The sequence below is a fragment of the Sphingopyxis sp. GW821-FHT12C06 genome (genome assembly GCF_058807415.1).
The window spans coordinates 282296-295894 of sequence record NZ_JBXAQR010000003.1; the positions used below are offsets into that span (position 1 = coordinate 282296).

Below are 13599 nucleotides of genomic sequence, written 5' to 3' on the forward strand. Positions count from 1 at the left end.
CTCGGCATCATACGACACCCATAAGATGGAGTTCCTAACAGGCCGTTTCCGCACTTTCTCCTTGGTGTTTGTGCCGCGAACAGCGGAACGTCTGCTTCCCACTCCAATTCAGACATTCCCTTTTCGTCATTCCGGACTTGATCCGGGATCCATCGCAGCCGTTGCCTCCTGTGGACCCCGGATCAAGTCCGGAATGACGAGGGTGGGGGCTTTGTGACGGCTTCTCAACTCAAAGCAAGGGCCTGCGTTCGCGCTCGCCAGCACCCATCATCAAAGAAAAAGGCTCCGGAACATGATGTTCCGGAGCCTTTTCTGTCTCTTGCGGGAGGGAAGCGATTAAGCTTCTTCGCCCTCTGCGTCCGCTGCAGCGACTTCCGAAGGGGGCGTGCCCTCTTCGAATTCGTCTTCGCTGTCGGGTTCCAGCGCCGTGGCGACTGCCTCGGCCTGTTCTTCCTCGAACATCGCCGCGATGACGTCGATGCCCTGCTTCTGCATTTCTGCTTCGTCAGGCGAACGTGCAACGTTGACGCTGACGGTCACGATGACTTCGGGGTGCAGCTTGACCTTGACGTCGACGAGGCCGAGCGACTTGATCGGGCGTTCCAGCTCGATCATCGCCTTGCCAACGCCTTCGACGCCGTTTTCGATCAGCGCATCGACGATGTCGCGGACCGAAACCGAACCATAAAGCTGGCCGGTGTTCGACGCCTGACGGATCAGGATGACCTGCTGGCCGTCGATGCCGCTGGCGCGGCCTTCGGCGTCGGTGCGGCGTTCAGCGTTGTCGGCTTCGATCTTCGACCGGTTGGCTTCGAACAGCTTGCGGTTGGCTTCGTTTGCGCGCAGCGCCTTGTTGTTGGGCAACAGGAAATTGCGGGCAAAGCCATTCTTGACGGTGACGACATCGCCGATACCGCCCAGTTTCTCGATACGTTCGAGCAGGATGATTTCCATCGTTCCGCGCTCCTTACTTCACAATGTAGGGGAGCAGGCCGATGTGGCGCGCGCGCTTGATCGCACGGGCCAGCTCACGCTGCTTCTTGGTGGACACCGCGGTGATCCGCGACGGGACGATCTTGCCACGCTCCGACAGGTAACCCTGAAGCAGGCGAACGTCCTTGAAATCGATGACCGGTGCATCCTTCGTGCTGAAGGGGCAGGTCTTGCGGCGGCGGAAAAAGGGTCGTGCCATGGTGCTTGTTCCTTATTCTTCGCCGTCGCGGTCACGGCCGCGGCCGCCACGACGTTCTTGCTTGCGCATCATCACGGACGGACCCTTTTCGAGTTCGTCGACGCGGATGGTGATCCAGCGAAGGATGTCTTCGTTGATGGCAGCCTGGCGCTCGATCTCGGCGACGGCTTCGCCCGACACTTCGGCCGACAGCATCACATAATGACCCTTGCGGTTCTTTGCGATTTTGTAGGCGAGCTGCTTCAGGCCCCAGGTTTCGGTCTTGTGAACCTGACCCTTATATTCGGTAATGACGTTGGTGACGGTTTCCGCCAGCGCGTCGACCTGAGCCTGGCTCAGGTCCTGACGCGCAATAAAAACATGCTCGTAGAACGGCATGGTGCGCTTCCTCAATTTGGCCGATCGCTGGTGCCGCGCCAATCGCGTCACCCCTCCGGCTGTCGTCGTTGCTGTGCGAAATGGTGCAAAGCAAACGGGGCGACGGCAAAAGAGCCTCGCCCCGATGCCGGCGCCTATACAGAGTCGCTGGGAATAATCAAGCGCTGACCGCCAGCTTTCCCAGCAATTCCCGGCCGAATTCGGTGAGCGTGTCGTCGCGCGCGCCGAGGATGAGGATGCGGTCGCCGGGTTTCGCCTCGTCCAGCATCGCCGCGCCGCACGCCGCACGTGTGGTCAGGTGGACGGCCTCCGCACCCCCGGCAACGATATCGGCGACCAGCGCTTCGCTGCCGATACTGCGATCGACGGTGCCGCCGAAATAGACGGGGTCGCAAACGAACAGCTTGTCGTCTGAACGCATCCCGCCCGCAAAGCTCGCCGCCAGTTCCTTGCCCATCTGGCGCAGCGGGCCATAGCCGTGCGGCTGGAAGAAGAGCAAAGCCCGCCCCGGAAGCTCGGCGACGGCGGCGAGGGTCGCGGCCACCTTGTCGGGATTGTGCGCGAAATCGTCGATGACAGTGATGCCATTCGCTTGTCCCAGCACTTCGTAGCGGCGCGCAAGGCCGGCGAAGTCAGCAAGCGCGGCGACCGATTGCCCGACCGAAATATTGACCGCGCGCGCCGCTGCGATCGCGGCGAGGGCGTTGGCGGCATTGTGGCGCCCCGGCATGCGCAGGCGCACATCGTGGCGGTCGCCCGCGAAGCTGACGGTGAAGCGGCAGCCGTCGGGCAGCGCCTCGAAATCGCCGCCGCGGATCGCCGCCGCATCCGAAAAGCCAAAGCGCATCACATTGTCGCCCGCCAGCAACGGCACCGATTCCGTGTCGTCGGCGTTGATCACCGCGATCCGCGCCTTGGCGGCGAAATCGCCGAACAGCTGGTGCAACTCTTCCAGGCTCTTGTGATCGAGGCTGATATTGGTGACCACCGCGACGTCGGGCTGGTACAGCGCGATTGAGCCGTCGCTTTCATCGACTTCACTGACATAAGAGGCGGCGTCGCCGACCAGCGCGCTCGCAAAGGGCATATCGTCGCCCGCGAAATTGCGCATCACCGCACCGTTCATCACCGTCGGCTTGCGACCTGCGCTTTCGAGGATCCAGCCGGTCATCCCGGTAACGGTCGACTTGCCGCTCGTCCCGCCGACGCCGATCGCTTTGTCGGCGGCGTTGAACAGCGCGGCGTTGAGGTCGGCGCGCGTCATGCGCGGCAGACCGAGGGCATTGGCGGCGGCGACATCGGGGACGCTATCCTCGACCGCCGCCGAGGCGACGAGGATCTGGCCGGCCTGCGGCCCGCTGCCGTCCTGCGGGAACAGCACGATCCCCTGATCGGCGAGCCACTGGAACTTCTCGGGCGAGCGGCCCTGGTCGCGGCTGCGATCCGACCCCGAAACCTTGGCGCCGCGCGCCGCGACGATCATCGCCAGCGGCAACATGCCCGACCCGCCGATGCCGCAAAAGAAATAGGATTTGTTTTCGGTCATGGCCCGGCGTTATGGCCTCGGCGAGGGGTTTGCAACCGGCACCCACCGCAAACCCCGTTGATGCGAACCGACAGAGAGACTGGCTTAGATTATGCGCATCGGAATCGTCGCTCCCTCCACCCCCATTCTCCCCGACGACGCCGAAGCCGTGCGCGCGCTCGCCAGCCTCGGCTATCCGGGTGTCGAGCTGGAGTTCGACCCGCAGTGCTTTGCCGTCCACGGCCATTTCGCGGGTGAGGACGGGCATCGCTTCGCGGCGCTCGTCGAAATGGCGAACCGCCCCGACATCGACGCGATCTGGTTCGCGCGCGGCGGCTATGGCGCGTGCCGGATCGCCGAGGATGCCGTCGCCGCGATGACTCCGGTCGCGCGCGGCAAGGCGTTTCTCGGCTATTCTGATCAGGGCAATTTGCTCGGCGCGCTCTATCGCGACGGTTTCGACCATGTCGCCCATGGGCCGATGGTCGCCGACATCCGCCGCGAGGGCGGTGATGCCGCGGTGCTGCGTGCGCTCGACTGGCTCGTCGCGCGCGACCCCACCGCGTGCGAGCCGGGGTTGCAGCACGGCGCGCGCCACGCGGCGTTCAATCTGATGACGCTGTCGATGCTGCTCGGCACCGCGCTTGAACCCGATTTGTCGGGCCATGTCCTGCTGGTCGAGGAGGTCAGCGAATATCTGTATGCCTTCGACCGCGCCCTTTTCCACGTCACCAGTTATCTGGCGCCGCGCGGGCTCGCCGGCTTGCGCCTCGGCCGGGTCAGCGACGTGCCTGAAAACGACCGGCCTTTCGGTGCAGAGGCCGAGGAAATCGTGCAGGGCTGGTGCGCGCGCGCGGGCATCCCCTGGCTCGGCCGCGCCGACATCGGGCATGATGCCGATAACAAGGTCGTCCCCTTCGGCTTGCATCGCGCCGGGTGAAGCAATAGGCGCGGGGCAACAAATCACTCCACAGGGGACGCAAGATGCGCGCATTTATTTTTCCGGGTCAGGGCAGCCAGGCAGTCGGCATGGGCAAGGCGCTCGCCGACGCATCGCCGATCGCGCGCGAAGTGTTTCAGGAGGTCGACGAGGCGCTCGGCCAGAAACTCTTCCAGCTGATGAGCGAAGGCCCCGAGGATCAGCTCATCCTTACCGAAAATGCCCAGCCAGCGATCATGGCCAACGCCATCGCGACCTTGCGCGTGCTCGAAAAGGAAGGCGGCGTGACGCTATCGGCCAAGGCCGATTATGTAGCGGGCCACAGCCTCGGCGAATATAGCGCGCTCTGCGCCGCCGGAGCCTTCGACCTCGCGACCACCGCGCGCCTTTTGAAGACGCGCGGGCAGGCGATGCAGGCAGCGGTGCCCGTGGGCATCGGCGCGATGGCCGCGCTACTCGGCGCCGATATCGAGACCGCACAAAAGCTCGCCGATGCCGCGGCCGAGGGTGAAGTCTGCACCGTCGCCAACGACAATGACCCGTCGCAGGTCGTGATCTCGGGCCACAAGGGCGCGGTCGAGCGCGCGGTCGCGCTGGTCAAGGAATATGGCATCAAGCGCGGCGTCCTGCTGCCCGTCTCGGCGCCCTTCCATTGCCCGCTGATGCAGTCCGCCGCCGACGCGATGGCTGAAGCCCTCGGCGCCAACCCGCCCGCCGCGCCGCTCATCCCCGTCGTCGCCAATGTCACCGCAAGCCCGGTGAGCGATGCCGCCACGATCGGCGACTTGCTCGTCCAGCAAATCACCGGCCGCGTCCGCTGGCGCGAGAGCGTCGGCGCGATGGAAGCGATCGGCGTCACGCACTTCGTCGAATTCGGCGGCAAAGTCCTGTCGCCGATGGTCAAGCGCAGCGCATCGGGCGAGGTGGAGACCGCCAGCATTATCTCGATGGACGATATCGAGGCGCTGCTGAAAAGCCTTTGATCAAATATCGCTTTTCTCAATCAAGGAGATAACATATCATTGCCCTCTCGATTCAAGCGAGGGGAGAGGGCAATGGGCGGGTTCACGCGGATCTGGGCGTTCGGGCAATGGGTGCTCGTCGCGGCGCTGATGGCGTCGCCGCTGTGGGTGGGCCCGGCCGGTCTCGCGCGGCAATTCGCAGTGATCACCGGCGTCGGCGTGACGATGCGCGCCTTTGCCGGCGACACTGAACTCAAAGCCTTTCTCGTCAAACGTGCCGAGCGGGCGAAAGCGGAATCGGCCAACGTCAACTATGACGCGGTCAAATACGAGGTGGCGCCGGGCGTTGATGCCGCGGCCGTCGATGCCGCGGCACCCGCAGCGCTCGAAGTCGCCGAAGCCCCGCCCGCCGCCAAAGGGTCGCCCGACGACGGCATCACCAATGTCCAGACCACCGGAGTGGACGAAGGCGGCATCGTCAAGAGGCAGGGCGACTTGCTCATCGTGTTGCGCCGCGGTCGCCTGTTCACCATCGACACGTCGGGCGGCGGCATGCACCGGGTCGCGGCGGTCGACGTCTTCCCGGGGCAGAATGAGCCCGATTCCACCTGGTATGACGAGATGCTCGTCAACGAGCACATGGTCGTGGTGCTGGGCTACAGCTATGCGCGCAGCGGCACCGAAGTGAACCGCTTCGCGCTGTCGTCCGACGGCAAGCTGACGTGGCGCGACACCCATTATCTGCGCTCGGGCGATTATTATTCGTCGCGCAACTACGCCTCGCGTTTGATCGGCGACAAGCTGATCTTCTATGCGCCGCTCCATCTCCATGCCGATCAAGACGACAGCATGCCGGCGCTCGCCGCATGGGGAAAGGGTGGAAAGGTCGGCCGGTTCAAACCCTTCGCCACCGCCCGGCAAATCTATATGCCCGATCGGGCATGGCGTGACGACCGGTTCGGCGGCGACATATTGCACAGCGTGATGATCTGCGACATCGGCAGCGCCGACATGGGGTGCAAGGCGAACAATGTCCTCGGCGGCCGGTCGCGCAGCTTCTACGTCTCGCAAGGCGCCGTCTATGTCTGGACGGGTTTCGGCCCCGAATGGGGCGAGGGCGCCGACGACAATCGGGCGATGCTTTATCGTATCCCGCTCGACGGCGCGGCGCCGCAGGCGATCGAAGTTGCGGGCATGCCACTCGATCAATTCTCCTTCCGCGAAGAAGCCGACGGCGCGCTCAATGTGCTGACGATGGCCGCTGGCGGCGGTGATGCGATGTGGAAGGCCGAAGCGAGTGATAAGGGCGACATGGCGCTGCTTCGCCTCGCCGCATCGCGTTTCGGCAACGGCGGCGCCAAGGTGACGCCCGCCGATTATCGTGTGCTGCCGGGGGTAGAGGGCTGGGAACGCCAGAATCGTTTCGTCGGCGACTGGCTGCTCTACGCCGGCGGTGCGGTCCGGCGCGATCTGCGCAAGGAGAGCGATGACAAGGCCGCGCTCTACGCCGTGCCAGTGAAGGGCGGCGCGGTCGTGCCGTTCGATCCGGGGCATGATGTCGGGCGTATCGACATCATGGGCCGCGATGCGATCATCGTCGGGGCGGGAAAGGATGACGCGCTGGTCTTTACGACCATCGCGCTTGACCGCACGCCGCGGCTTGCCAGCCGCTACAGCTTCCCGGCGGCGGCCGAAGGCGAAAATCGCAGCCACGCCTTTTTCTATCGCCCCGATCCGGGCGGCAATGGTGACGACGGGCTGCTCGGCCTGCCGGTGATGCGGAGCGGCGGTGACGGTACGAAGTTTCTCGGCAGTGCCGCGTCGATTCTCTATTTGCGCCGCGCCGCGCGTGACCTGTCGCTGGCCGGTACGCTCGACGCCCGGCCGGGGCAGCGCGACGACCATTGTCTCGCGTCGTGTGTTGACTGGTACGGCGATGCGCGACCGGTGTTTTTTGGCGGTCGCATCTTCGCGCTGATGGGCTATGAGCTTGTCGAAGGCCGCTGGCTGGACGGGAAGGTACGCGAAAAGGCGCGCATCGACTTCACCCCGGACCGCCAGCGACGCCGTTGATGAGGAGCAACACGGGAATATGTTCGATCTTACTGGGATGACCGCGCTGGTGACTGGCGCAAGCGGCGGCATCGGTTCGGCCATTGCGCAGGCGCTGGCGGCGCAGGGCGCGCGGCTTGCGGTGTCGGGTTCCAACGCCGACAAGCTCAATGCGTTTCGCGACAGCCTTGGCGGCGACCATGTCGCGCTGCCGTGCAATCTGGGCGATGGCGCGGCGGTTGATGCGCTCGTGCCGTCGGCGGTCGAGGCGCTCGGCAAGCTCGATATTCTCGTCAACAATGCCGGGGTCACCCGCGACAACCTGATCATGCGGATGAAGGATGAGGAGTGGATGGATGTCATCCGCATCAATCTGGAAGCCAATTTCCGTCTCGCGCGCGCCGCCGCCAAGCCGATGATGAAGGCGCGCTTTGGCCGGATCATCTCGGTCACCAGCGTCGTCGGCGCGACGGGCAATCCGGGGCAGGCCAATTATGCGGCGTCGAAGGCGGGCGTTACCGGCATGACCAAGGCGCTGGCGCAGGAACTGGCGAGCCGCGGCGTCACCGCCAACTGCGTCGCACCGGGCTTCATCGCCACCGCGATGACCGACGACCTGCCCGACGCGCAGAAGGAAGCGCTCAATCAGCGTATCCCGGCGGGCCGGATGGGCGAGGGGAGCGACATCGCGGCCGCAGTCGTCTATCTCGCGTCGAAGGAAGCGGGCTATGTCACCGGTCAGACATTGCATGTGAACGGCGGGATGGCCATGCTGTCCTGAGCCAGACGGGGTGCATGACGCCCCGATGGGGGAGGATGCGGCATGATCAGAGTCTTGTTGTGCGGTGCGGCGCTGGCGGCGGCAGTGCTGCCGGTCGCGGCGTCGGCGCAGTTGGGGGACAAGCTCGATTGCGCGGTCGATAAGGCCGAGCCCGCGTTCCGGAATCTGCTCGCCGAAGCGCTGATCGGCGACGGCGACAATCTGGGCTTTGAACGGCTGATGGGTCAGTTTTCGACTATCGCCGATGGCTGCACCGCGGGCTTCGTGCTCGATGCTGCGCAGAAAAAGGCCTATCTCGACTATGGGGTCAGCCACATATTGCGCGAATGGCTGACCAAACGGTTGGCGAGCTATGGCTTGTCGGCTTCGACCATCGACACGGCGCTCGATTTCGGGCCGGGCCGCAGCAATCCCCCCTTGTCGGACGGCATGGGCGAGGAGCAGGTCAAAATATTGATCCAGGCCTTCATGGAAAGCGGGATCGATACCGAAAACCTCAGCTCGCCGGCGTGGGAGAGCGTCGGAACCTATGCGGCCGCGTCGTCGATCTATTGGCGCCAGCGCCAGGCATTGTCTGCGTGGACCGTGATGCCGCTATCGCTCCTTGCTGTACCCGAACCGGCGCGGCTCGCTCCGGTCGCACCGGCAGTTGCGTCCGGGCCCGCCGCCGCGCCGTCGCCTGCGATCCCGGCTCCCGTACCGGAGCCCGCGCCCGAACCAGCCATTGCCGCACCTCCACCGGCGGAGGCGGTCCCGGCGCCGGAGCTGCCCTCTGAACCGGTAATCGCCCCGCCGCCACCGGCGGAGGCGATCCCGGAACGGACACCCGAACCGGCCATCATCACACCACCACCGGCCGAAGCGAGCCCGGCGCCATCGCCGGAACCCGCTCCGCCCGGAGAGGTTAAAAGCTCGCCCGAGCTGTGATGCGGATATCGCGGCCGGCCAGCGGAACATAATCCTTGGTAAAGCTGGCGTGGCGCCGCGCATCGACGTCGAAGATATTGTTCGCGGCCAGCGACAGCGTCAGATTCTTTGTATCGGGCAGCGGCCGCCAGCTGATCGAGGCGTTGACCAGCGTAAAGCCCTTGGTCGGGGTTTCGAACGCCGCGTTGCGGTTCTGGTTGTCGGTCCATTCGACCTCGGCGCGCGCGTCGATCCGCTCGCCCTGCGCCTCGATCCCGCCCAGTACGCGCAGAGGCGGGATGCGCGGAACATGGTCGCCGCCCTTGATCTTGGCGCGGGTCATGTCGGCGGTGACGTCGCCGACGATGTTGAAGCCGCCGATCTGCGCCAGCCGTGCGCTCGCCTCGGCCTCAAAGCCATAGACGCGGGCATCGCGCTGAAAATACTGGAAGACGGGCAGTTCATCCTCCTCGGCGCCGGTCGCTTCGGAATAGATGAAATTGTCGAACCAGTTGGCATAGCCGGTCAGGCTGAAGTTGATCGCGTCGCTCGCAAATTTGAACGAGGCTTCGCCGCCCCAGCTGGCTTCGCGCTTGAGGTCGGGGTTGCCGAGTTCGAACGACTGGGTTGCGATATGCGGGCCGTTCGAGAAGAGCTCTTCGGCGGATGGCGCGCGCACCGCACGAGCCAGTGACACGCCGAACTTCATACCCTCCGCAATCTCGTAATTGGCGCCAAGTGCGCCCGAGACGGTGTCGAACTTGCGGGTGATGCCCAGCGCCGGCGCACGAACATCGGTGGTTTCAAAGCGTGCAGCGGCCTCGAGCCCGAGCGAGCCCAGCGTCCATTCCTGCAACGTGAACAACGCGAACTGATCGGTCAGGTTACGCGGGACGAAGGCTTCGGCGCCGACCGCGTTGAAGTCGCGGTGGCTATATTGCACTCCGCTCGCGCCGCGCCAGCCGCCGCGGTCGTTCTGTGCCAGTTCCAGCCGTCCCTCGACGCCCTGATTGGTAAAGACCGTGCCGACCTCGTCGCCTTCAAATTCGGTATGCTCATAGTCGGCAAAACCGCCGCGCAGGCGCAGCTTGCTGAAGAAACCGTCGCCCAGTTCGACTTCGCCGCGCAGATCGGCGCGCCATTGTTTCAGGCCAATCGTCACCGGGCCTTCACCATGGTCGTGGCCGCCCTCTTCGCCGCCATGGTCGTGCGAGGTGTTCGGGCGGCTCGGGACGCCATAATTGCTGTCGAAATAGCCGATCGAAATGCCGAGCTGGCCGCCATCGTTGATCAGCGACAGGCCGCCGCCGGCGGTCCAGGTTTCGCTGGCGGTGTTGGCGACCTTGCCGCGCGAATTGGCCTGGGCGGTGAGTTCGTCGGCTTCGTCCTGGTGACCATCCTCGACCGCATGTTCGGCGAGGTGGAGCAGGTCGCCGCGGATTTCGGGGGCAAAGACATAGCCGCCCGCGCGGACGTCGCCGCTCTTGCGCCAGCTGCCGTCGACATGCGCGACGATCTGCGGGCTGAGCGCGACATCGACCGAGGCGCCGACATTGCGGTCGTTGGCGGCGGTGGCATAGCCGCCGATCGCGTCGATATGGACATGGTCGGCGGGAACCTTGCGCGGGATGCGGCGGTCGAACAAATTGACCGCGCCGCCGATCGCCTGGCTGCCGAACAGCAGCACCGCGGGACCGCGCAGGATTTCGATGCGCTCGACGGTCAGCGGGTCGATAGTGACGGCGTGGTCCGCGGAGGTGTTCGACACGTCGATCGACCCGATGCCGTCGGTCAGCACGCGGACACGCTCACCCGAAAAGCCGCGGAGCACCGGGCGCGAGGCGCCGGGAGCAAAACTGGTTGCCGAGACGCCGGGCTGGCGGGTCAGCGTGTCACCGATCTGCCCGCGGATGTCGCGCGCCAGCTCGTCGCCTTCCAGCACCGATACATTGCCCAGGATGTCGAGGCTGCGGACATAGGGCGCGGTGACGACGATCGGTCCGCCGGCATGGACATCATCGTCGCTGCCCGCGACGGCACGATCCTGCGCGAAAGCGGGGACGGAGAGAATGATGGCAAGCGTGAAACCGGCGGAAGAGAGCAGTCGCATCGGCGGAAAATCCTGTCAGTTGGGAAGATGTTGCCGGGGTCAGTAATGATATACTGTTACAATGACAAGCCCCGAAAACCCGCTTCGAGGGCGTTGGTCGGAACCAGGGTACGGTTGGTCGACAAAGGCCGAACATCGCGGCGCCAAGCGAAGCTGTCTTGCGGCGTCCCGGCTGCGGCCTTAGATCAGGGGGATGACGACTATTGCTGAAAACAGCCTCGAGCTGATTGGTAACACGCCGCTGGTGCTGCTGCGCGGCCCGAGCGAAGCCACTGGCTGCGAAATCTGGGGCAAGTGCGAATATGCCAACCCCGGCGGATCGGTGAAGGACCGCGCCGCGCTGTATATCGTCCGCGACGCCGAGGCGAACGGCAGTCTGAAGCCCGGCGGCACGATCGTCGAGGGGACCGCGGGCAACACAGGTATCGGCCTCGCGCTTGTTGCCAATGCGCTGGGGTACAAGACGATCATCGTCATGCCGGACAATCAGAGTGCCGAGAAAATGGCGACGATCCGCGCGTTGGGCGCCGAACTGGTGCTCGTTCCGCCCGCGCCCTTCGCCAATCCCGGCCATTTCGTCCACACCTCGCGCCGTATCGCCGAGGAAACCGACAATGCGATCTGGGCCAATCAGTTTGACAATATCGCCAATCGCAAGGCGCATGTGCACACCACTGCCGAGGAAATCTGGGAACAGATGGGTGGTCGGATCGACGGCTTTACCTGCGCTGCCGGGACGGGCGGCACGATTGCCGGAACGGGGCTCGGGCTGAAGGCGAAGAGCGCCGACATCGTTATTGCGCTCACCGATCCGCACGGGGCCGGGCTTTATAATTACTATCAGTGCGGCGAACTCAAGCCCGAAGGGTCGAGCGTCGCCGAGGGGATCGGTCAGAACCGCATCACCGCCAACCTCGAAGGTGCGCCGATCGACACCCAGTTCCGCATCTCGGATGCCGAGGGGCTGGCGGTCGTTCGCAGCCTGCTCGACGAGGAAGGTCTGTGTCTGGGTCTGTCGTCGGGGATCAACGTCGCCGGAGCGATGGCTTTGGCGCGGCAATTGGGGCCGGGCAAGCGCATTGCAACTATCCTGTGCGACAGCGGATTTCGCTATCTCTCGACGCTTTTCAACCCCGAATGGCTGGCGAGCAAGGGCCTCGCGGAGACGCCGGCATGACGAACGGAAAGGTGGAGGTTCGGCCAGTCGCGGCAGAGCCTGCGCCCGCGAACGACACGATGCGGCGGCTCCAGATCGGTATCGCCGGTGTGCTGACCGTGCTGTTGCTCGTCGGCATGGCGGGGCTGATCGGCGACCGTGCGCGCGAACGGGCGGCCAGCGATGCGGTGGCGGCAGGGGAGGTCAAGATACCCGGCGCCGAACAGAAAAGCAGCGGGACCCCGCTCGAGGAATTGGGCGTCCAGCCGGTATCCAAGGATGAAAATGCGGTCACCCCGGTGAAGGTGCCGCAGGCCGCACCGACTACGTCCAGCGTCCCCGACCTTGAACCCGATCCCACGCTCGAGCGCGCGCGCCAGTCGAAACAGTGATGACGGCCTTGCGGCGGCCGATGTTGCGCGCTTTGGTCGTGGCGGCGCTGGTCCTGTCGCTGGCATGGACGGCCGGCGCGCAGGCGTTGCTCGGCCGGATCGACCCGGCGCTCGCGGTGCCTCTGCTCATTTTCCCGATGCTGCTGCTTGGCTGGTGGCAGCGTGATGATCCCGCCGCCGACAGGCGGCGGACGATCCTGCTTGCGCTACTGATGCTTGCTGCGGGGCAGGCGTTGCTCGCTTTCATGCTCGCGGGTTCGTTCGCCTCGGCGCAACTTCTCCTGAACCTCGCGGTCGCCGCACTGGCCGGCTGGATCGCCGACGCGCTCGTGCAGCGCCGCAAGTGGGGCAGGGGGCTGCGCCTCGTCATCGCCGCATTGCTTGTCACCGGCTGGTTCGCCGGAGGTCATGCGCTGCTCTCTGCGCTTTATCGTGCCGCGCCCGTCGCTGCGGGAACCCCCGCAGTCACCATGCTCACCAGCCTGCCGCTGCGCTGGGCGGGTGGCGGTGATATTGCCGCGATGATCGCCAATGGGCCGGGCGAGGATCCGGCGCTTGTTCAGCTTCAGGCAGCGGGCCCGGTGTCGCTCGTCGACAGTCTCGTCGATCATGTCCCGCCGCCCGGCGGTGTTCTGCTGCTCGCACATCCGCGCGCCCTTGCCCCGCGCGAACTGGTGGCGATCGACGCCTTTGTGCGCGGCGGCGGGCGCGCCGTGGTTCTGGCCGATGCGCTGTCGGGTTGGCCCATTTCCTATCCGCTCGGCGACCCGCGCAATCCGCCGGTCACCAGTTTGCTTACCCCGCTTCTCGACCATTGGGGCATCACCCTCGGTGCTGCAGCGGTTGGTGGAAAGGACGCGCTGCCGGCCGATGTCGAAGGCGCACGGCTGCGCCTGTTCAGTGTCGGCCGCTTTGACGGGTTGCCTGCATCGTGCCGCGCCTTTGCGGGGCGGCGCGTCGCGCATTGCCGGATCGGGCAGGGTGAGGCGTGGCTGGTCGGCGATGCCGACCTGATTTTCGCGCCGCTCTGGCAGCCCGCGGTGCCGGGTGCGTCGCACCTGACCCGGGCCGATACGATGGAATGGCTCGCCGCGCGCTTGTGGGGCGATGCGGCGACCCGCGCGCCGCTGCGCCCGCTCTGGATTCGCGCACCCGGCGAGTAAGCCGCCGCCGCGGCCCCTTTTCAACATTTTCGCTATCCGCGT

Annotated in this window: 13 protein-coding genes; 8 read left to right on the top strand and 5 right to left on the bottom strand. The window is 65.4% G+C overall.

Annotated features, from left to right (window positions below; genetic code table 11):
• Positions 1-336: 336 nt before the first annotated feature.
• The 4 genes from rplI to AC1RRJ_RS10320 all read right to left on the bottom strand — a co-directional run bounded on the left by rplI (position 337) and on the right by AC1RRJ_RS10320 (position 3116).
• Positions 337-954 carry a 50S ribosomal protein L9 gene (rplI, locus tag AC1RRJ_RS10305; protein WP_493122275.1) on the bottom strand — a complete coding sequence of 206 codons (618 nt, stop codon included), beginning with the start codon at positions 952-954 and terminating at the stop codon, positions 337-339.
• Between the two features lie 13 nt (positions 955-967).
• Positions 968-1192, bottom strand: coding sequence for a 30S ribosomal protein S18 (rpsR, locus tag AC1RRJ_RS10310; RefSeq protein WP_088471631.1), 225 nt, complete (start codon positions 1190-1192; stop codon positions 968-970).
• Positions 1193-1204: 12 nt separating this feature from the next.
• Complete coding sequence (gene rpsF, locus AC1RRJ_RS10315; protein WP_493123034.1) at positions 1205-1570, bottom strand: 30S ribosomal protein S6; 366 nt, start codon at positions 1568-1570, stop codon at positions 1205-1207.
• 157 nt (positions 1571-1727) lie between these two features.
• Positions 1728-3116 carry a Mur ligase family protein gene (locus AC1RRJ_RS10320; RefSeq protein WP_493122278.1) on the bottom strand — a complete coding sequence of 463 codons (1389 nt, stop codon included), beginning with the start codon at positions 3114-3116 and terminating at the stop codon, positions 1728-1730.
• Positions 3117-3207: 91 nt separating this feature from the next.
• Here AC1RRJ_RS10320 and AC1RRJ_RS10325 point away from each other — a divergent pair, with 91 nt between their 5' ends.
• The 5 genes from AC1RRJ_RS10325 (at position 3208) to AC1RRJ_RS10345 (ending at position 8757) form a co-directional block, all read left to right on the top strand.
• Positions 3208-4035, top strand: a complete 828-nt coding sequence (locus AC1RRJ_RS10325) for an LD-carboxypeptidase (RefSeq protein ID WP_493122280.1) — start codon at positions 3208-3210, stop codon at positions 4033-4035.
• 44 nt (positions 4036-4079) lie between these two features.
• Positions 4080-5018: an ACP S-malonyltransferase gene (fabD, locus tag AC1RRJ_RS10330; RefSeq protein ID WP_493122283.1), complete on the top strand. Its 939-nt coding sequence runs from the start codon at positions 4080-4082 to the stop codon at positions 5016-5018.
• 72 nt (positions 5019-5090) lie between these two features.
• The gene (locus AC1RRJ_RS10335) at positions 5091-7070 is read left to right on the top strand and encodes a beta-propeller domain-containing protein (protein ID WP_493122285.1); all 1980 of its coding nucleotides are present in this window, start codon (positions 5091-5093) and stop codon (positions 7068-7070) included.
• A gap of 19 nt (positions 7071-7089) precedes the next feature.
• The gene (fabG, locus tag AC1RRJ_RS10340) at positions 7090-7830 is read left to right on the top strand and encodes a 3-oxoacyl-[acyl-carrier-protein] reductase (RefSeq protein ID WP_493122287.1); all 741 of its coding nucleotides are present in this window, start codon (positions 7090-7092) and stop codon (positions 7828-7830) included.
• Positions 7831-7872: 42 nt separating this feature from the next.
• Positions 7873-8757 carry a hypothetical protein gene (locus tag AC1RRJ_RS10345; protein WP_493122289.1) on the top strand — a complete coding sequence of 295 codons (885 nt, stop codon included), beginning with the start codon at positions 7873-7875 and terminating at the stop codon, positions 8755-8757.
• On the opposite strand, the gene AC1RRJ_RS10350 is transcribed toward AC1RRJ_RS10345, so the two are convergent.
• Positions 8735-10846, bottom strand: coding sequence for a TonB-dependent receptor (locus AC1RRJ_RS10350; RefSeq protein ID WP_493122291.1), 2112 nt, complete (start codon positions 10844-10846; stop codon positions 8735-8737). The genes AC1RRJ_RS10345 and AC1RRJ_RS10350 overlap by 23 nt on opposite strands.
• A gap of 193 nt (positions 10847-11039) precedes the next feature.
• Here AC1RRJ_RS10350 and AC1RRJ_RS10355 point away from each other — a divergent pair, with 193 nt between their 5' ends.
• From AC1RRJ_RS10355 to AC1RRJ_RS10365, 3 genes are read left to right on the top strand one after another with little or no spacing between them, the layout of a single operon-like run.
• Positions 11040-12023, top strand: a complete 984-nt coding sequence (locus AC1RRJ_RS10355; protein WP_493122293.1) for a cysteine synthase A — start codon at positions 11040-11042, stop codon at positions 12021-12023.
• The gene (locus tag AC1RRJ_RS10360) at positions 12020-12394 is read left to right on the top strand and encodes a hypothetical protein (RefSeq protein ID WP_493122295.1); all 375 of its coding nucleotides are present in this window, start codon (positions 12020-12022) and stop codon (positions 12392-12394) included. Before AC1RRJ_RS10355 ends, AC1RRJ_RS10360 begins: the two co-directional genes overlap by 4 nt.
• 20 nt (positions 12395-12414) lie before the next feature.
• Entirely contained in the window at positions 12415-13557 is a 1143-nt protein-coding gene (locus tag AC1RRJ_RS10365) for a Gldg family protein (RefSeq protein WP_493122299.1), read from the top strand.
• The last annotated feature ends 42 nt before the right edge of the window (positions 13558-13599 follow it).